Origin of the sequence: Burkholderia sp. LS-044, assembly GCF_004803625.1 — a bacterium.
Classification (GTDB): Bacteria; Pseudomonadota; Gammaproteobacteria; order Burkholderiales; family Burkholderiaceae; genus Burkholderia; species Burkholderia cepacia.
Genome location: NZ_SSWO01000003.1, coordinates 21,582 through 38,891, shown reverse-complemented (window position 1 = coordinate 38,891; position 17,310 = coordinate 21,582). Strand labels below are relative to the sequence as shown.

At 58.2% G+C, this 17,310-nt stretch carries 19 protein-coding genes, 1 tRNA gene and 1 pseudogene; 9 read left to right on the top strand and 12 right to left on the bottom strand.

Features of this window, described 5'->3' with window-relative positions:
* Positions 1–3: 3 nt before the first annotated feature.
* The 5 genes from E9536_RS08560 to E9536_RS08540 form a co-directional block, all read right to left on the bottom strand.
* Complete coding sequence (locus tag E9536_RS08560) at positions 4–1,020, bottom strand: DUF475 domain-containing protein (protein ID WP_027786911.1); 1,017 nt, start codon at positions 1,018–1,020, stop codon at positions 4–6.
* A 45-nt stretch (positions 1,021–1,065) separates the two neighbouring features.
* A complete protein-coding gene (locus tag E9536_RS08555; protein WP_136469720.1) occupies positions 1,066–1,812 on the bottom strand; it encodes a VWA domain-containing protein in 747 nt (248 codons plus the stop codon).
* A gap of 20 nt (positions 1,813–1,832) precedes the next feature.
* Positions 1,833–2,924 carry a toxic anion resistance protein gene (locus E9536_RS08550; RefSeq protein WP_027786909.1) on the bottom strand — a complete coding sequence of 364 codons (1,092 nt, stop codon included), beginning with the start codon at positions 2,922–2,924 and terminating at the stop codon, positions 1,833–1,835.
* Between the two features lie 353 nt (positions 2,925–3,277).
* Complete coding sequence (locus E9536_RS08545) at positions 3,278–3,694, bottom strand: hypothetical protein (RefSeq protein ID WP_059692993.1); 417 nt, start codon at positions 3,692–3,694, stop codon at positions 3,278–3,280.
* Between the two features lie 45 nt (positions 3,695–3,739).
* Entirely contained in the window at positions 3,740–4,369 is a 630-nt protein-coding gene (locus tag E9536_RS08540) for a LysE family translocator (protein ID WP_136469719.1), read from the bottom strand.
* A 155-nt stretch (positions 4,370–4,524) separates the two neighbouring features.
* Between E9536_RS08540 and E9536_RS08535 the strand changes: the two are divergent.
* The 5 genes and pseudogenes from E9536_RS08535 to E9536_RS08515 form a co-directional block, all read left to right on the top strand.
* Positions 4,525–4,713 (top strand): annotated as a pseudogene (locus tag E9536_RS08535) (hypothetical protein); the annotation flags it as partial.
* Positions 4,714–4,770: 57 nt separating this feature from the next.
* Positions 4,771–4,861 (top strand) — tRNA-Ser (locus E9536_RS08530).
* Between the two features lie 78 nt (positions 4,862–4,939).
* Positions 4,940–6,208 (top strand): site-specific integrase, encoded by a 1,269-nt coding sequence (locus E9536_RS08525; RefSeq protein WP_136469718.1) that lies wholly within the window; start codon positions 4,940–4,942, stop codon positions 6,206–6,208.
* A 156-nt stretch (positions 6,209–6,364) separates the two neighbouring features.
* Positions 6,365–6,721: a hypothetical protein gene (locus E9536_RS08520; RefSeq protein WP_136469717.1), complete on the top strand. Its 357-nt coding sequence runs from the start codon at positions 6,365–6,367 to the stop codon at positions 6,719–6,721.
* A 271-nt stretch (positions 6,722–6,992) separates the two neighbouring features.
* Positions 6,993–8,087 carry a plasmid recombination protein gene (locus E9536_RS08515; RefSeq protein ID WP_136469716.1) on the top strand — a complete coding sequence of 365 codons (1,095 nt, stop codon included), beginning with the start codon at positions 6,993–6,995 and terminating at the stop codon, positions 8,085–8,087.
* A gap of 660 nt (positions 8,088–8,747) precedes the next feature.
* On the opposite strand, the gene E9536_RS08505 is transcribed toward E9536_RS08515, so the two are convergent.
* Positions 8,748–9,077, bottom strand: coding sequence for a hypothetical protein (locus tag E9536_RS08505; protein ID WP_136469715.1), 330 nt, complete (start codon positions 9,075–9,077; stop codon positions 8,748–8,750).
* A 15-nt stretch (positions 9,078–9,092) separates the two neighbouring features.
* Entirely contained in the window at positions 9,093–9,311 is a 219-nt protein-coding gene (locus E9536_RS08500; protein ID WP_136469714.1) for a helix-turn-helix transcriptional regulator, read from the bottom strand.
* Between the two features lie 69 nt (positions 9,312–9,380).
* On the opposite strand from E9536_RS08500, the gene E9536_RS08495 reads away from it, so the two are divergent.
* Complete coding sequence (locus E9536_RS08495) at positions 9,381–9,806, top strand: hypothetical protein (protein WP_136469713.1); 426 nt, start codon at positions 9,381–9,383, stop codon at positions 9,804–9,806.
* Between the two features lie 54 nt (positions 9,807–9,860).
* Here E9536_RS08495 and E9536_RS08490 read toward each other — a convergent pair whose 3' ends face one another.
* Positions 9,861–10,151 (bottom strand): hypothetical protein, encoded by a 291-nt coding sequence (locus tag E9536_RS08490; RefSeq protein ID WP_136469712.1) that lies wholly within the window; start codon positions 10,149–10,151, stop codon positions 9,861–9,863.
* Between the two features lie 97 nt (positions 10,152–10,248).
* Entirely contained in the window at positions 10,249–10,509 is a 261-nt protein-coding gene (locus E9536_RS08485) for a hypothetical protein (protein WP_136469711.1), read from the bottom strand.
* A 179-nt stretch (positions 10,510–10,688) separates the two neighbouring features.
* Here E9536_RS08485 and E9536_RS08480 point away from each other — a divergent pair, with 179 nt between their 5' ends.
* Together E9536_RS08480 and E9536_RS08475 are read left to right on the top strand one after the other, a co-directional pair.
* Positions 10,689–10,850 carry a hypothetical protein gene (locus E9536_RS08480; RefSeq protein ID WP_247873434.1) on the top strand — a complete coding sequence of 54 codons (162 nt, stop codon included), beginning with the start codon at positions 10,689–10,691 and terminating at the stop codon, positions 10,848–10,850.
* 77 nt (positions 10,851–10,927) lie between these two features.
* Positions 10,928–11,506 carry a hypothetical protein gene (locus E9536_RS08475; RefSeq protein WP_247873430.1) on the top strand — a complete coding sequence of 193 codons (579 nt, stop codon included), beginning with the start codon at positions 10,928–10,930 and terminating at the stop codon, positions 11,504–11,506.
* A 63-nt stretch (positions 11,507–11,569) separates the two neighbouring features.
* On the opposite strand, the gene E9536_RS08470 is transcribed toward E9536_RS08475, so the two are convergent.
* The 3 genes from E9536_RS08470 to acs form a co-directional block, all read right to left on the bottom strand.
* A complete protein-coding gene (locus E9536_RS08470) occupies positions 11,570–13,585 on the bottom strand; it encodes a sodium:solute symporter family protein (RefSeq protein WP_060204981.1) in 2,016 nt (671 codons plus the stop codon).
* 3 nt (positions 13,586–13,588) lie between these two features.
* On the bottom strand, positions 13,589–13,933 hold the full coding sequence (locus tag E9536_RS08465) for a DUF4212 domain-containing protein (protein WP_021163615.1): 345 nt from the start codon (positions 13,931–13,933) through the stop codon (positions 13,589–13,591).
* A gap of 83 nt (positions 13,934–14,016) precedes the next feature.
* Positions 14,017–15,999: an acetate--CoA ligase gene (gene acs, locus E9536_RS08460; protein WP_136469708.1), complete on the bottom strand. Its 1,983-nt coding sequence runs from the start codon at positions 15,997–15,999 to the stop codon at positions 14,017–14,019.
* 316 nt (positions 16,000–16,315) lie between these two features.
* Between acs and E9536_RS08450 the strand changes: the two genes are divergently transcribed.
* The gene (locus E9536_RS08450; RefSeq protein ID WP_027786899.1) at positions 16,316–17,212 is read left to right on the top strand and encodes a DMT family transporter; all 897 of its coding nucleotides are present in this window, start codon (positions 16,316–16,318) and stop codon (positions 17,210–17,212) included.
* Positions 17,213–17,310 lie beyond the last annotated feature (98 nt).

Sequence of the window (17,310 nt, the reverse complement as noted above, 5' to 3'; positions counted from 1 at the left end):
TGCTTATTCGCCGGCCACCGCGGTGCGGTCTTCCTTGCGCTGCACGACGATCGACGACCACACGGCCGCGGCGATCATCGCCGCGCCGACCAGGCCCGTGATGACCTCCGGCACCTCGAACTTCACGCCGAGGAACATGATCGTTGCGAGCGCACCGATCGCCCAGAACGCGCCGTGCTCGAGATAGCGGTACTGCGCGAGCGTGCCCTTCTTCAGCAGCACGAGCGTCATCTCCCGGATATAGGCCGCGCCGACGCCGAGGCCGAGCGCGATCAGGAAGATGTTGTTCGACAGCGCGAATGCGCCGATCACGCCGTCGAAGCTGAACGACGAATCGAGCACCTCGAGATACATGAAACCCGCGACGCCTTCGCGCACCACGCGCGTGCCCGTTTCCTCGCCGCCGATCAGGTCGCCGATGCCGTGCGCGATCACGAAGCTGATCACGCCGAACGCGCCCGCCAGCAGGAAGGCGACCTGTTCCGCCGACGGCACGTAGAACGACGCGACGATCACGATCGCGAGCGTCAGCGCCACTTCCAGCGCGGTGATGCGGCCGAGATGGCGCATCGGGCCTTCGAGGAAGCCGATCCAGTGCTCGTCCTTCTCGGTGTCGAGCATGAACTTGAAGAACACCATCAGCAGGAACGCGCCGCCGAACGCCGACACCTGGTGATGCGCGGAAGTCAGGATCGCCGCGTACTTCTCCGGCGATTCGATCGCGAGCGTCAGCGCATCCCACATGCCGATGTGGCCGATCACCGCGACGATCAGCAGCGGGAACACGAGCCGCATGCCGAACACGGCGACCGGCAGGCCGAACACCATGAAGCGGTTGCGCCACTTCTCCGACCAGTTCTTGAGCACGGAGGCGTTGACGACCGCGTTGTCGAGCGACAACGAGATTTCGAGCACGCACAGGACCGCGACGATCAGCATGTCTTTCACGCCGCCGAGGAAATACGCGGCGACCAGTGCGAGCGCCGTGAGCGACAGCGGGATCTTGAAGTCTTTCAACATGATGTGGAGTTTCGAGTTTCGTGAAAAATGACGTGCGGGCCGCGCTTACTTCGCGCGCACCCAGTCGCAGAATTCCTGCGTGATCAACTGTTCGTAGATCTGTTCGTCGCTGATGTCGAGCGATTCGAGATGCAGGAAGCCGACGTTCGGCATCTCTTCCGCGATTTCCGCGAGGAAGCCGAATTCGCTCGGGTCGCCGACGCCGACGAGCGACCAGTACAGCGGGTAGTGCTGCGACTCGGCCAGCAGCTGGCGCACGCGCTTGCGATCGTTCTTCGGGTTCTGCCCGTCGGTGACGAACAGCACCCATGCGGGCAGATGGCCGTTCACCGGCGCGGAAGCCGCCGGTGCCGGCGTCTCGCCCGCGCCGCCGAACAGCCGGCTCAGGAAGCCGCGCTTCTCTTCGCGTTGCGGCGACGGCTGCGGCGCGCGGAAGAAGAAGTCGACGATGTCGTTCATCACCGGCGCGTACTGCGTGCCGCCCCATTTGTCGATCCGCGCTTCGAGCACGTGGTCGGAAATGTACGAGCCGTAGTTGTCCGGCGTCGCGGTCGGCAGCCGGTTGTAGCCTTCGGTGAAGGTCCACGTGTCGACTTCGCCGTTGTCGTCGAACTTCAGTGCGATGCCGAGGATCCGGTCGTGCGTCTCCTGGATCACGCCCGACTGGTAGAGCGGCTTCGCGGAGCCGGAGATGTCGAGCGCCGCGCCGACGCGCACGACGGGCGGCTTCAGGATCTGGCGTTTTTCGAGGACGATCGCGACCTTCGCCGCGCGTTTCTCAAGCGTAATCATGCGGTGTTCTCTCAGTTCTCTCAGTTGTGCTTCGGAGCGAATCGGGTGATCAGGTCCTGTTCGAGCTGGCGCAGGCGCGGCGCGTCCTGCTCGCGCTGGCGCTTGCCGTCGGCGATGATCTGCGTGATGTCGTCGAATGCGCCGAACAGCTGCTGCTGCGCGTATTCGAACGTGTCGGTCGAGATCACCGGGCGCTGGCCGAGCTTCGCGACTTCCTGTGCGTTCTGGCGGTTCAGGTCGGCCTGCGCGCGGATCGCCTCGTCGGCCGCGTCGTACGTCGCGTTCGCGAGTGCCGCCGCGCGCTTCGTGCTGAGCTGCTCGAGGTAGAGCGCGAACGCATTGGTCCACGCGGGGATCAGCACGGTCTTGATCGTCATGAACTTCGACGTCAGCGTGCGTTTCTGGTCCTGCTCCATGCGGATCTGCGGCGCGAGCTGCTTCGACATCAGCATCGCGCGGTCGAGGTCGTCGAGCTTGCTTTCGAGCGCGTCGACCTTGCGCTTCACGTCGAGCAGGCGCTGTGCGGCGAACGCGTCGTCCGCCGGCTGCTGGCCGGCCGCGAGATGCGCACGCAGCGTCGCGAGCGCCGTTTCGCCGTGCGCCTTCGACTGCGCGAGCTCCTGGTGCAGCGCGTAGTTGTCGTTGTACATCCGCTCGAGCTCGTCGATGCCGGCCTTCTGGCGCCGCGCATGGCTCTCGAGCTCGACGACGAGCGTGTCCATCCGCTTGCTCACCGATTCGTATTGCGACAGCAGCTTCTCCTTGGTCGAGCGAAACAGCCGCGTGACCTGCGTGAGCAGCCCGCCCTTGTCGGCGCCGCGCGGATCGAGCCCCTTCGCGGTCGCGATCAGTTCGTTGAGCTTGTCACCGAACTGGTCGGCATCCGACGCACGGACGCTCGCGAGAATCTGCTGGGAAAAAGCGGCGATCCGCGTGCCCTGCGTCGCGCCGAGCTGGTCGATCTCGTCGACGGTGATCAGGCGGACATTCTCCGCCGGGCGCGCGGCCGGCACGGTGACGGCGGCGGCAGGCACGGCGACGGGTGACGAAGACGGGGTGGAAGGACGATCGCTGACCGCATCGGAGTTCTTGTCATCGAATAGCGGCTTCATGTGGCTACCACGTTTCCTTTTCTGCTTTCTGCTGCGTGTTGTCGTGCGCGCGTGGCGCGCATCCGCGATTGCCGCCGTGCTCTCTCACGGGCGGCAGACGGACAATAAATGGCCCGAGCGCCTTGCGTCAAGGGAAGGAATTCTTTCAATTTCCATTCATTTTGTAAGGTGGCGGACGGACGTCATGCAGGAGCGCCGCCACTCCTGCCGCGATGCGGGCTGGCCACGCGAGATTCGGACGCGCCGAAACTTACATGTCGGATCAATGCGAAAGAGAAATGAAACCGCCTGTTTGAGCGGGTTTCAAACGGCGCACACACGCGGCCAAACCCCTCTTGGGCACCGATCGCGCATTACCGATCCCGCACGCGATTCATCCCGAGCCTGGGCAGGATGAACGGCACCGATCGGTCACGAATCGTAAAATCCCATCGTCCGTCGATGTCCACGAACGTCGCGCTGAAATGCCGGTCGTCGGCCCACGCGAGGTCGTCCAGATGGCACGACGCATACATCGCGCCGACCGTGCGCCGCGCGATTTCCTTCAATGGATCCTTCGACACGAGCGTGAACGTGACGGCCTCCTCGAACAGGCAGTCGTAGTCGGTGACGAGCAGATAAGCGGCCGGCGTCTCGAACTGGCGAAGCAGTACGTAACCGGAAACCGTGAGGCCGGAGCGCTCGCCGTTCACGAGCACGGCGGTACGCGACGGCCACGTTTCGTACGGACCGTCGTGCGTTTCGAGCGCGAAACGCTCGATCGGCTTCATCGCCGGGCCGGTTGGCCGAGATCGTGTGCCGGAAGCATCGGCGCGTCAGTTCGCGGCCTTGCGGTACAACGCGACATATCCCGCGAGAATCAGCAGCAGCGACCCGCTGACGCGGTTCAGCCACTTCTCGCCGGCCGCTTTCCACACGCGCACCGAGTGCACGCCGAGCAGCGCGTAGCCGGTCATCCCGACGACGTCGATCGCGACGATCGTCGCCGCGAGGATCACGTACTGCGGCGCGATCGCGTGCGACCGGTCGACGAACTGCGGCAGCAGCGCGGACATGAACAGGTAATACTTCGGGTTGCTCATTGCGACGAAAAAGCTCTTCAGGAACGCGGTCCGGCGATCGGGCATCGCCTGATCGACTGCCCGCGCGGCAGCACGACCGCCGGACGAGAGCAGCATCCGCACACCGATATAGGCAAGCCACGCGGCACCGGCCAGCTTCAGCGTGACGAACGCCGTTTCTGATGCTTCGAGCAGCATCCCGAGACCGAACCCGACCAGCGCGACCAGCACGACATCGGCGGTGACGGCGCCGAGCATGCCGACCAGTGCGTGACGCAAACCGGACCGTGAGCCGTTGCTCATCGCGAGCAACACCGTCGGGCCGGGCGTCGCGACGCCGACGGAGAGGATCAGGGCAAAAGCGAGCAAGGCGGACAGCGACATGGCGTGGCGTTCCTTCTGAAGGGAGCTTGCGAACGGGATGGCGTCGCCGTCTTCGGCCGCGCGGGCCGCTGCCGGCGCGCGCGAATCATGACGACGCATTCGAACGACCGATGATCGCATGTTCGCCCCGGGATCCGCTCGGCGGTTGCGTGGCGTCGATCCCGGCGGGGGACCGCTACGATCTCGGTGCGTGTTATGCGACGGCGCTGTTCGGCAGGAAGACGACGTTCCGAGCGGCCGTGCGCAACGTCACGAACAAGTCGTACTGGTCGTCGACGACCGGCGGGTACCTGACACAAGGCGAGCCGCGGTCGGTATGGCTGTCGATGACGACGGATTTCTGACGATTGCCGAAGGGAGTGGCGGGCTGCCGCCAGAGTTTGCTATACTCTCGGTCTTCCGGAGAGATGGATGAGTGGTTTAAGTCGCACGCCTGGAAAGCGTGTATAGGTTAATCGCCTATCGGGGGTTCGAATCCCCCTCTCTCCGCCAGAATCCATAAGCTGTTGATTTTTATAAGGAAAATCAACTTCTGGCATCAAGGCTTGGTAGCAACTTTGGTAACAAAGTATGCTGACTTTGCCCATCTACCTACGCGGTTCTTCGTACTATCTTCATACCCGCGTACATGGGAAGCAGTTCAAACGCTCCCTTTTCACTAAAGACGAACGTACAGCTATCATTCGAGCATCCAAGTTGCTCGAAGGTATCGCTATGGCGATCGATCTGTCAAAAGTACGAAAATACGAAATTGACCTTGAGAAAGGTATTTTGAAAGCTGATGGTGCTGAGGACCATCAACGCATGCTTGAAGCATTAAAAATACTTCAATCATCCCCCAAACCCCCAAGCTTGGGGGCTTCCTTGGAAAGTGTGCCTACGGCCTCTGCTACGCAACCCAATGCGGATAAGGGTTTGAAGCTCGGGGATATTGCTGATAAATTCTTCCAACTGAAGAAACAACTCAAACCCTCAACCGTACTTGCGTATAAAAACGTTGCCAGTGAGGCAGCAACATTTTTGCGAAATCCTGTTATTTCAAAAATCGGAATTTCAGACATCACCCGCTATCAAGAGCACATCGCAAAAACAAACAGCCCAAGGACCATTGATAATAAGATTGCCACCTTGCGCACTTTGTTTTATTTCGCCATCAAGCAGGGATATTACTTTGGCGACAATCCTGCCGTTGGCCGCATGATTTTGAGTAAAACAGATAAGGCAAAATCTGGGTACTCAATTTTTGAGAACAAGGAAATTTCAGCAATATTCCAATCTGGAATTTTCCAAAAAGAGAAATTGGATGACCCAGATTTTTACTGGACCCTCATGCTTGGGCTCTTCACAGGATGCCGAATTGGCGAAATCACATCATTAAAAAGCGATCAGTTTTACGCGAGCGAAGAGGGAATTAATTTTATCCGAATTCGAGAATCCAAAACTCTAGCAGGCGTTCGAGATATTCCAATTAGCAAGAAATTGTTGGACCTTGGGCTTGCAGATTTCATTAAAAATAAAGACCAGATTTTTAAATATCAAACACGTCTTGGCAAGGGATCAGGCAACGCTGTTGGTAAAAAATTTAAACGCTTGCTTGATGAACTAAAGATTACACGCCCGAAATTGGTCTTTCATTCTCTTCGGAAATTCTCAAATGATTTGTTTATGAAAGAAGGTGTACCGTTCGAACCTCGATGCCAATTCTTTGGACATGAGATTGAAAATGTGAATGTTGCAACCTACTCCAATAAATTTTCGATTGAGAAAATCGCAAAAATTATCGAGCCTGCGGTTCAAAAGTTGATGGTCTTGACTGGCGTCTATCGAAACAAGTTTTAAGATACCTGTAAATTTTTACAGGCACCAAGGACAAAAATTCGTTTACCCTAAGGGCGCGCACGTGTACGCGTACACGTGCGCGCCCTTAGGGTAAGAGACACTGAAAGCTTGACATGTCATCTGAATTTCATACCTTGAAATAAAAAGGAGATAGGTATGAAATGGGTAATATCAATTTTTAAAAGGATTTTCGGAATGTCTGATTCTGGATTCATCCCTCGAGACGAGGAAACCAAAGCCATTGACACGAGAAGGCTAACTCAAGCCTATGTAATAAAAGCATCCGACGGAACAAAGGTGGCAATTGCTCTAAAAATTGATGGGAAATGGTATTCAATTGCCTATGATGCCGCATTAGATAGCGAACTTTCCGCAGCGCTTGAGGAATGCTATTCAGAAATATTGATTGAAGACTGGGCAAGACTTATCAGCGAGTACGGCCACATCATTGATGGGATAGACGAGAAAATCAATCAATCAAAATCAAACAAAATAAAAAATACACTTGCCTAATAGCACATAAAAATAAGCGCCGAGTGTCAAAATTAATCCTGCCAACGGGCAGGATTTTTTTGGGCATTCGGAAGGGGGAAAGGGGCCGGCCCCATGTTTTGTTTTTGAATTTGATTTTGCTGTTAGGGTCAAGGGATACTCCCTTGCGAACACCAACCCCGAAGTGGGTTGGTTTAGTGAGTGAAACTTGTTGAAAACAAGTTGCATTGACTTCCGTCAATATACCGCTACGCTAATTAGTAGGAGATCGCGAAAATTACAAAAACAGCGCATGGCAACCTACAACATTTTAAGAACCAAGAGGATAAAATCCCGATCAAATATAACGCAAGCCGCTAGGCACAATTTACGCTTGCGTTGGCAGAAAAACATAGACACAAACAGATCACATCTAAACCGCGTATATGTCAACGCGTTAGATGTGGATATCAAAAACGCAAGTTCACTTCAAGAGCAGTTAACTGACTACTATAAAAATTTGGGCGTGAAGGAAAAAGTCAACAACGTCCCCATGATGGAATTTGTCATCTCGGCTTCGCCTGCCTTCTTCGAAGGAAAATCAAAAAAACAGATCGATGAGTGGGCTAACCAGCAGGTCGAATTCATGAAACACGAATTTGGCGATCAAGTCAAGTTCGCCATTTTACATTTAGATGAAAAGACCCCGCATTTTCATTTCATGATTAGCACTGAAATAAAGTCGGTCAAAAAATACAGAAACCAGAAAGGCGATTTTCATAAAGAAACATGGTCATTGAACGCCAAGCGTTACGATAGAGAATTTCTCAAGGCCTTGCATGACCGTCATGCGATTTGGAACAAAAAATTTGGATTGGTGCGTGGCGTTCGTGGTTCGCAGAAAGCGCACAGCGAACTTAAAGAATTCTACAATATGGTCGATAAAGCCATGAACACGAACTATGAGCAGACCATTGAAAGAATCATCAATGATCTGGAATCTGGTTGGTTTTCTGGAAAAGTGCCTTTCAGTGAGATCAGGAAAAAATTTAAACCGATGATGAACACATTGCTTAAATCGAACGAGGCACTTAAAAAAATGTTCTCGCATGATCTCAAGCTTCTGGGTAAAAGGTTGTATAAGCAAAAGAAGGCACAAGAAGAAAAACAACTTGACCTTGAGAGGCAGGAAAAAGAATTGAATGCTCGTCGTGAAGCCTACGCCGAAGCAATCAATTCAAAAGGGGTGGATTTGAACCTGATCCAAGCCTACGATAAGAAGGTATCTGACCTTCTGGATGAAAATGAGCATTTAAAGGCTCAAAATGATGCCCTGCAGGCTTTGGTAACCCCAAAGCCTACCCCAAGCAGCCAAAACACCAAAAAAACCTCTAAAAATGCGATTTAACCGCCGCCGTCCATTTTTAATTCACTACCGTGAATTCTTAACCCTGCGGGTTAATATGCTTCGCTAGATCTCTAGTACACCCTCTGTACTAGACTTGTACTTCTAGCTTTGCCTCATGTAGTAGTTCCTACGGTACTACTAATATCGGCAAAGCCTATCCCTACCCGCTGAAAGCAAGTAACGACGGCATTACCGATATTAGTAGTGACTACACAACCGGACGGAATTAGTTAAGTATTCCTGTTTTACGGATTCGGCGTCTTAACACACCTTTGAGCCAGGTTCCGCAATTACGCCTCTCTGTGTGGCTTTGCTCAAATTCCCATTCTAGCCACTGTCACCATAATGATATGGTGTTGCTCTTTCGCCTTTTCCAGTTATCAGGGGCTATTCAGTCTTTTCAGTCACCCACTGACTATTTTTACCTGCGCTATATATCGAGTGTTAGCAATTTTCGAACCGCGAGAATTAACCGACGCATAAAAAATTGCCCTGCTTACTTTGCTGGGCAATTTAAATTTGGTCTTGACTTTATTCTAAATCTCATTACATTTAAATTGCTAACCGTGAGAAGTAAGCTCCAATACCTTAAGATAATTTAACCGGTTGTCAAGAGGCAAATAAAAACCACCGCTTGAGGTGGTTTTTTACTACCTTTATTCAAAGTCTGCGCCCGGGATAAGTATTTATACGGAGACCTTGAACTTCATAGAACAGACGATTCCTCTCCGAATCTTCAGTGATTTCCACATTCGAATACTCATTTCTTGCTGCCGCCAACGAAGTCTCGATGTGATTTTTAGTAAAATTCAAATCTGGATTCGTGGCATCACGTCCTATTTGATATTTAAAAATATCATCATCCGTTTCCACCCTAAGGAAAACAAAATCAACAAGGGAATTATCGGAGTCACTTTTTTCAGATTTAATCGAAACATCAAAATCGACTATCTTGCTCCCGTTAATTTTTAGCTTCTTCCTTCTGGACATATTCTTCCCCGATTTTTAAATTTTATTGATGGCCCTGGATGGTGGTATCCCACATGCCTCGCACCACTCCACGAACTCCAGCACGTCTACGTACTGCTCACCACGCTCCATCTTGGAGACGTAGCTCTGCCCCCTGCCGAGCCGCTCAGCAAGCTCTACCTGTGTGAGACCAGCCTCTTTGCGCACCTGCTTCAACGCTCTGCGGACAGCCTCGTACCGTTGACCATAGATCATCGAACGATGCTATAGTCCGGTTCAGAATAGTCGATTCTAGACTATTTTTCATCCTATGAGAGGTCATGAATGAAGGTCTACGAAGGTGAGTTGATTGAGGGTGGCGTTGGTAGTCCTGACGCTATGTGGAAGCGGTACAGCTACCTGAAGATTGGGACTGAACAACTGAACAATATTCGCGTCAGCCTGAGTCTCGATAGTGTGTTGCAATCACAAATTGACAAAGGTAGCGTAAAACTCTGGGTGGTACGCTATATGTTTCGCAATATCATTGTTGGAATCACTCAGGCTAACGGGCAGACATTCCGTCAAAATTTGAACAAAATCTACGGTCAGCTTTTGTGCTTGTGGGGTTTCTTTATTGTCATGTGGATGTTTGCACCTTTCAATGCCAAGGAAATGCTCTTTTTTGGATTTATTTTCTTGCTGGGTAGCCTGCCATCTCTCAACTACATCATCAAGGTCCATCAAATTAAAGCCAAACATACTTATTGATATTACAAATAACAAAAAGCACCCAGTTGGGTGCTTTTTTATTAATTGCATTCATTAAAATTCTGGCAAATCGGTTATCTTGAAATTTTCATCATTCTTTGCAATGCGGAGCACGATCTCAATTGGAGCGCCAGGCGTAATCGTATCCTTACCCTCCTCACCTGAAACGACCTCATGCCCTTTCGCCAGCAGGCTCGCTACATAATCGAGTGACTTCTTCCCGACATGACCCCACACCCATTTCGTTTTATCATTGTTTAATTTTCGCTCCCAAACATTAAATTCTGACGCCCGATGATCTTCGGCACCATTATGATTGGCTCCCGTGATGCAGTACTTCGCCATATTAACCCCCTTTGGTCTATGCAACGAGCCCGTCCCGTCGCGGTCACAACGTAGGGGCGAAACGCGTGATTTCAAGCGTGGTCCCGATGTGAGACACTTAATCAGTGCCATTGGTAACGAGATTGGTAGCAAAAACCACCCTAAAAATACTACTAAGCACTTGATTTTTATAGGAAAGTTTGGGGCGGAAAGTCTGTCCCCCTCTCTCCGCCAGGATGTCAGCAAAAACGGGCCGCTCGGCCCGTTTTTCGTTTCTGCACGCCCAAGCGCCCGACAATCGTCGCTGCGCTGAGATGCCCGCCATCATGCACTTCGCATCGACTTCCGCCTTCAGGCATCGGGCAAGCGGGTCAGCCATGCAGTTCAATACTGCGACTCATCGCTTCATCGTTTTTCTCGACGCGACGACAGCGCCATTCAATCCATCGTTCCGAACTCGATAACGATCGCGTTTCGGCATCGCCGACAAGGATGCCGACTCGTTTTTCATCCCATGTCGACTGTCTGACACTGCGCGAAAACCTGCGTGCGCAGTTCATGACCATGATGCAAGCGAACATGGCGCATTCGCCCGCCATGAACGGAAATGCATTCGCCGGCCCGGGAATGATGATGGCCATGGGCTTTGCGAATCAGGTCATCGACACGGCGGTTTCGCCGGCACCCACCGCACATCGAACCCCGAACCCCGCTCGCTAAAGATGTGTATTCTTCTGACGATATCCGAGGTTTCAGCTCCGCGAGTCAGATCCATGCGATTCAGTCCAGGGTTCGCCATGACGATTGTCGCTTCGACGATGCTGTCAGCTTGCGCAACGGCATTTTCGCCGCCGTCGATCACCACCACCGTCGCGGTGACCTCTCCCCCGCCGGTCGACAAGGCGCTGCGCGACGGCGGATCGTCTACCGACCTGTCGGTCATCGGTCAGCCTGCATCCCCGTTTCGCACGCTGCTTTCCGTTCGCGAGTGCGCTGCCGGCAAATGCGCGGCGGGAATCGCCATGCCAACGCTCGCGGTCACGGTTCAACGCGTGTCCGAAGGACAGGCGGAGATACGCTTCTCGGTCAGCGGAGAGATCGGCAGCAGCCAGACGCTGAAATCGCAAACCGGAAACGCCGCGTCGGAAGTGACGATGTCGATCCCGTCGAGCGCGACACCGATCAACGATCGCTTTGCCGTTGACCGGGTCGCGACGATCAAGGTCGGCGAGTTTCGCCACGTCGCGCTGCCGCATGGCATCCGTGCGTATGTGTGCGTCGCAATACCGAACGCCAAGGGCATGACGGACGGAAGCTGCGACTTCAGCCGGGTACAGACGACCAAGGGCGCCGAGCTCGGCATTTCCGCGCTCTGACCCGCCCGTCACGGCGCCGGCACTGGCTGCCCAGGCACGCGAGCATGCCGAACGACACCCGCGTCACGGATGCCGGATGTAATCCACCAGCGCCCGCGTATAGTCATCCGGCTTTCGATCGAACAGACTCACGACGATCGCCACCGCGAACCCCGCCGGCACCCCGAACACGCCCGAACTGATCGGCTCGATCCCGAACCACGTGCGCCCCGCGAATCCCGTCAGCTGCGTGAAGTACGGATAAGTCGACACGATGTAGTACACGCACACCGCGAGCCCGGTCACCATCCCGGCGATCGCACCGCGCGTCGTCGTGCGCTTCCAGAACACGCCGAGCACCAGCACCGGAAAGAAGCTCGAGGCCGCCAGCGAGAACGCGGCGCCGACGAGAAACAGGATCTTCCCCGTATTGAGCGACGCGACATACGACGCGAACAGGGCGACGCCGAGCAGCAGCACCTTCGAGATCGTCACGCGCCGCTGGCTCGATGCATCGGGCGCGACCATGCAGTAGTAGACGTCGTGCGACAGCGCGTTCGCGATCGTCAGCAGCAGCCCGTCCGCGGTCGACAGCGCTGCGGCAAGCGCACCGGCCGCGATCAGTCCCGACACGACGTACGGCAGCCCGGCAATCTCCGGCGCGGCCAGTACGACCATGTCCGGCTGCATCTGGATTTCCGACCAGTGCACGATGCCATCGCGAATCACCTCGACGACGCTGATCAGGTCGGGCTCGAAGTGATGCCATTGCGTGACCCACGCCGGCAATTCGGCGAACGGCCGCCCGACGAGGTTCGCGAGGATCTCGTACTTGATCAGCACCGCGAGCACCGGCACGCTGAGGTAGAACAGCGCGATGAAGAACAGGGTCCACCCGACCGAGCGCCGCGCCGACGCGACCGACGTGGTCGTGTTGTAACGCGTCAGGATGTGCGGCAGGCTCGCGGTGCCGAGCGACAGGCACAGCAGCAGCGCGAGGAAATTCCGCTCGCGCGGCTTGCGCTCGTCATCGCTCGCGGCGGGAAACGGTTCGTGCATCGGCACGGGCGGCTCGGCACGGGCCAGCAGGTCGTCACGCGCCTGCGTCCACGCGACCCGCGCCGCCGCCGGATCGCGCGGAAAGTCCGCCAGCTCGCGCTCGCGCTGGCTGATCTCGCGCAGCGGTCCGTTGTGGCGCCGCAGGTCGGCCAGCTGGTCGGCGAGATGCCGGCGTGCATCCGCATACGACGAAGGCAGCCGGTCGAGCCGCGCCTGGATGTCCGCGGCTTGTCGTCGATACGCGTCGCGCACCTGCTGTTCGTCGGACGCATCGCGCACCTGCGCCTCGCGCGCCGCGACGCGCTCCATCAGCTTGCCGTAGCTGAACTGCGGCACCGGGCCGAGTCCGTTCTTCATCGCGATCAGCGACACCGGAATCAGGATTGCGCTGATCAGGATGATGTACTGCGCGACCTGCGTCCAGGTGACCGCGCGCATCCCGCCGAGAAACGAGCACACGAGAATGCCCGCGAGCCCGCAGAAGATCCCGATCGCGAAATCGACGCCGATGAAGCGCGTCGCGATCAGGCCGATCCCCTGGATCTGCGCGACCAGGTACACGAACGAACACAGGATCGCCGCGCCGGCCGCGAGCGCACGCACGGCCGTGCTCGAAAAGCGCGTACCGAGAAAATCGGGAATCGTGTAGCGCGCGAGCTTGCGCACATACGGCGCAAGCAGGAACGCGACGAGGCAGAACCCGCCCGTCCAGCCCATCACGTACGCGAGCGCATCGTAGCCGGTCGTATAGAGCGAGCCGGCCAGGCCGATGAACGACGCGGCCGACAGCCAGTCGGCCGCCGTCGCCATCCCGTTGAACGCGGACGGCACGCGCCGCCCGGCCACGTAGTATTCGACGAGATCGGACGTGCGCGACAGCAACCCGATCACCGCGTACACCGCGATCGGCACGAACAGGAACACGTAGCCGATCCAGACGCCGGAGCCGGTGGCGCGCTCGATCCGCCACATCAGCAGCACGAATCCGAGAAACCCCAGCGTGTAGAGCGCATACGCGCGGATCAGTCGATGCGTCAGCATGAATCAGCGCCCGCCGTTCGGATGGCCGGTACGCGCCGCATGATCGTCGTACGCGCGGCGCAGCGTGCGGTCGGCGCGCTGCATCAGCCCGATATACGCGACGATCAGCACGAGATACACGAGAATCGCGCCCTGCGCACCGACGTAGAACGGCAGGCTGAACCCGGCGAAGCGCACGCTCGCGAGCGCGGGCCCGAAGAACGGCACGATGAACGACACGGCGAAACCGATCGCCATCAGCACCGCGATCAGCGCGACATTGAAGCGCCAGTAGCGTGCGTGGGCACGCGCGAGCGGCTCGGGAACGGGCGGTGGCGCGGCGGGCGCGGATCGGGTCGGAACGGTCATGCCGTTATGTAACAAAAAGCCCCTGCGCGGGCAATCGGGATTGCCGCGCAGGGGCTCGTGCGCGTGATGCGCAACCGGTACGGTCAGCGCACTTCGGCGAGCTGCTCGAGGATGGCCGGGTTCTCGAGCGTGGACGTGTCCTGCGTGATCGCTTCGCCCTTGGCGAGCGAGCGCAGCAGGCGCCGCATGATCTTGCCCGAGCGCGTCTTCGGCAGGTTGTCGCCGAAGCGGATGTCCTTCGGCTTCGCGATCGGCCCGATCTGCTTGCCGACCCAGTCACGCAGCGTCTTCGCGAGCGCCACGGCCTCCTCGCCTTCCGGACGCGCACGCTTGAGCACCACGAACGCGACCACCGCCTCGCCCGTCGTGTCGTCAGGACGGCCGACCACGGCCGCCTCGGCCACCAGCTCGTGCGAGACCAGCGCCGATTCGATCTCCATCGTGCCGAGCCGGTGGCCCGACACGTTCAGCACGTCGTCGATCCGGCCCATGATCGTGAAGTAACCGGTGTCCTTGTCGCGCACGGTGCCGTCGCCGGCGAGATAGAGCGTGCCGCCGAGTTCCTCGGGGTAATAGCTCTTCTTGAAGCGCTCCGGGTCGCCCCAGATCGTGCGGATCATCGCGGGCCACGGGCGCTTGACGACGAGAATGCCGCCTTGCCCGTTCGGCACGTCCTGGCCGGTTTCGTCGACTACCGCGGCCATGATGCCCGGCAGCGGCAGCGTGCACGAACCGGGCACGGTCGGCGTCGCGCCCGGCAGCGGCGTGATCATGTGGCCGCCCGTCTCGGTCTGCCACCACGTATCGACGATCGGGCAGCGCTCCTGGCCGACGTGCTTGTGATACCACATCCACGCTTCCGGATTGATCGGCTCGCCGACCGTGCCGATGATGCGCAGGCTCGACAGGTCGTAGCTCTTCGGATGCACCTTGTCGTCGGCCTCGGCGGCCTTGATCAGCGAACGGATCGCGGTCGGCGCGGTGTAGAACACGCTGACCTTGTGGTCGCCGATCATCTTCCAGAAGCGGCCGGCGTCCGGGTAGGTCGGCACGCCCTCGAACACGACCTGCGTGCCGCCGCAGGCGAGCGGGCCGTACGTGATGTACGTGTGGCCGGTGACCCAGCCGATGTCGGCCGTGCACCAGAACACGTCGGTGGGCTTCCAGTCGAAGGTCCACTTCATCGTCTGCGCGGCCCACAGCAGGTAGCCGCCGGTGCTGTGCTGCACGCCCTTCGGCTTGCCGGTCGAGCCCGACGTATACAGGATGAACAGCGGATGCTCGGCGCTCACCCATTCCGGCTCGCAGGTGTCGGATTCGGCGGCCGTCAGTTCGTGCATCCACAGGTCGCGGCCGGCATGCCAGTCGATCTTGCCGCCGGTGCGGCGATAGACGATCACGCTCTTCACCGCTTCGCAGCCGCCCAGCGCGAGCGCCTCGTCGGCGATGCTCTTGAGCGGCAGCGTCTTGCCGCCGCGTGCCTGCTCGTCGGCCGTGATCAGCGCCGTCGCGCCGACGTCGACGAGCCGCTCGTTCAGCGACTTCGCGGAGAAGCCGCCGAACACGACCGAGTGCGTCGCGCCGATGCGCGCGCAGGCCTGCATCGCGACGATGCCTTCGATCGACATCGGGATATAGATGACGACGCGGTCGCCCTTGCCGATCCCGCGCTTCTTCAGCGCATTCGCGAAACGCGACACGCGCGCGAGGAGATCCGCATAGGTGACGCGCGTGACGGTGCCGTCGTCGGCTTCGAAGATCACCGCGACGCGCTCGCCGTTGCCGGCTTCGACGTGACGGTCGAGGCAGTTGTACGACGCGTTGAGCTCGCCGTCGTCGAACCACTTGTAGAACGGCGCGTTGGACTCGTCGAGCACTTTCGTGAACGGCTTGTGCCACGCGAGGCCCTCGCGCGCGAGGCGCGCCCAGAAGCCTTCGTAATCGCGCTCGGCCTCGGCGACGAGCGCCCGATAGGCCGGCATGCCGGAAATGGTCGCCGCCTGCTCGAGCGCCGTAGGCGGCGCAAACTGGCGGGTTTCGTGAAGAACCGATTCAATCGCAGACATCGACAACCCCTTGGTGAACATGAATCCTCTGCATGGCGGCGCGATCGTGCACGCCGCGCGTCTTGGCCGGCGCATGCGCGCCGCTGTCTCCTACCCACCATCCGCGCACGGCCCGAAGGCCGCTGCGCGATGCTGCGCCGCACCACGTCGCACGATGGCGACCGGGCGACCCGACAGTGTCCACAATAAGCGCTCCAACTTACCCGTCACTTACGCGGCACGGCCGTTTCGCCCGCCGGGCGGCGCCGCTTGCAGCTTTACGCTGTAACGAGCGCGACCCTACAATCCTAACTGAACTCGCCTTCCGGATTCCAGCTTGAATCGCTATGCTTTCTTTCTCGTTCTGTCGATGCTGTTCGTCGGCAGCAATGTCGGTATCGGCAAATCGATCGTCGTCTTCGTTCCCGTCGCCATCCTCGCCACGCTGCGCTTCGTGATTGCGATCGCCGTGCTGTGGCCGCTGTTCAGCCCGGTGAAGATGCGCACCGTCAAGCGCGGCGAATGGCTGAACCTGTTCCTGCAGGCGTTCTTCGGCACCTTCATGTTCACGCTGCTGATGCTGAACGGCGTGCAGCGCACGAGCGCGGTCGCGGCCGGCGTGATCACCAGCACGATTCCGGCGATCGTCGCGCTGTTCGCGTGGCTGATCCTGCGTGAAAAACCGAACGGCCGTGCGCTCGTGTCGATCGCGCTCGCGATCGCCGGCGTCGTGACGATCAACCTCGCGAACGGCAGCGCCGCCGGGCACGGCGCATCGTCGTCGCTGACCGGCAACCTGCTGATCCTCGGCGCGGTGTGCTGCGAATCGATCTACGTGATCCTGTCGCGCCGCCTCACGCAGACGCTCGCGCCGATCGACATCTGCGCGTACACGCACCTGTTCGGCCTGTGCCTGATGCTGCCGCTCGGCGCGACGGCCATGTGGCATTTCGATTACGCGAGCGTGCCGGCCGGCACCTGGGCGCTCGTCGTCTGGTACGGCCTGTCGGCCAGCATCTTCTCGTTCTGGCTGTGGATGAAAGGCATCCGGCACGTGCCGGGCAGCCTTGCCGGCGTGTTCAGCGCGGTGCTGCCGGTCGCCGCGGCCGCGTATGGCATCGCGTTCCTCGGCGAGCGGCCGACCCTCGCCCACGGCATTGCGCTCGCGTGCGTCGTCACCGGCATCGTGCTCGCGAGCCTGCGCGTGAAACGCGTGCCCGCCGCCGCGTCCTGATCCGTCCCTGGCTGTGCCGGCGCGTCACTGCAGTCGCGCCGGCCGACGCGTTACAATAGCGCGCCTTTTCAAGATTACCCCCGATACCTGCGCACCGC

Excerpts from the sequence above, each read along its gene's own strand:
- E9536_RS08560 (WP_027786911.1), bottom strand. The coding sequence starts at position 1,020 with ATGTTGAAAGACTTCAAGATCCCGCTGTCGCTCACGGCGCTCGCACTG.
- E9536_RS08555 (WP_136469720.1), bottom strand. The coding sequence starts at position 1,812 with ATGATTACGCTTGAGAAACGCGCGGCGAAGGTCGCGATCGTCCTCGAA.
- E9536_RS08550 (WP_027786909.1), bottom strand. The coding sequence starts at position 2,924 with ATGAAGCCGCTATTCGATGACAAGAACTCCGATGCGGTCAGCGATCGT.
- E9536_RS08545 (WP_059692993.1), bottom strand. The coding sequence starts at position 3,694 with ATGAAGCCGATCGAGCGTTTCGCGCTCGAAACGCACGACGGTCCGTAC.
- E9536_RS08540 (WP_136469719.1), bottom strand. The coding sequence starts at position 4,369 with ATGTCGCTGTCCGCCTTGCTCGCTTTTGCCCTGATCCTCTCCGTCGGC.
- E9536_RS08525 (WP_136469718.1), top strand. The coding sequence starts at position 4,940 with ATGCTGACTTTGCCCATCTACCTACGCGGTTCTTCGTACTATCTTCAT.
- E9536_RS08520 (WP_136469717.1), top strand. The coding sequence starts at position 6,365 with ATGAAATGGGTAATATCAATTTTTAAAAGGATTTTCGGAATGTCTGAT.
- E9536_RS08515 (WP_136469716.1), top strand. The coding sequence starts at position 6,993 with ATGGCAACCTACAACATTTTAAGAACCAAGAGGATAAAATCCCGATCA.
- E9536_RS08505 (WP_136469715.1), bottom strand. The coding sequence starts at position 9,077 with ATGTCCAGAAGGAAGAAGCTAAAAATTAACGGGAGCAAGATAGTCGAT.
- E9536_RS08500 (WP_136469714.1), bottom strand. The coding sequence starts at position 9,311 with ATGATCTATGGTCAACGGTACGAGGCTGTCCGCAGAGCGTTGAAGCAG.
- E9536_RS08495 (WP_136469713.1), top strand. The coding sequence starts at position 9,381 with ATGAAGGTCTACGAAGGTGAGTTGATTGAGGGTGGCGTTGGTAGTCCT.
- E9536_RS08490 (WP_136469712.1), bottom strand. The coding sequence starts at position 10,151 with ATGGCGAAGTACTGCATCACGGGAGCCAATCATAATGGTGCCGAAGAT.
- E9536_RS08485 (WP_136469711.1), bottom strand. The coding sequence starts at position 10,509 with ATGGCTGACCCGCTTGCCCGATGCCTGAAGGCGGAAGTCGATGCGAAG.
- E9536_RS08480 (WP_247873434.1), top strand. The coding sequence starts at position 10,689 with ATGACCATGATGCAAGCGAACATGGCGCATTCGCCCGCCATGAACGGA.
- E9536_RS08475 (WP_247873430.1), top strand. The coding sequence starts at position 10,928 with ATGACGATTGTCGCTTCGACGATGCTGTCAGCTTGCGCAACGGCATTT.
- E9536_RS08470 (WP_060204981.1), bottom strand. The coding sequence starts at position 13,585 with ATGCTGACGCATCGACTGATCCGCGCGTATGCGCTCTACACGCTGGGG.
- E9536_RS08465 (WP_021163615.1), bottom strand. The coding sequence starts at position 13,933 with ATGACCGTTCCGACCCGATCCGCGCCCGCCGCGCCACCGCCCGTTCCC.
- acs (WP_136469708.1), bottom strand. The coding sequence starts at position 15,999 with ATGTCTGCGATTGAATCGGTTCTTCACGAAACCCGCCAGTTTGCGCCG.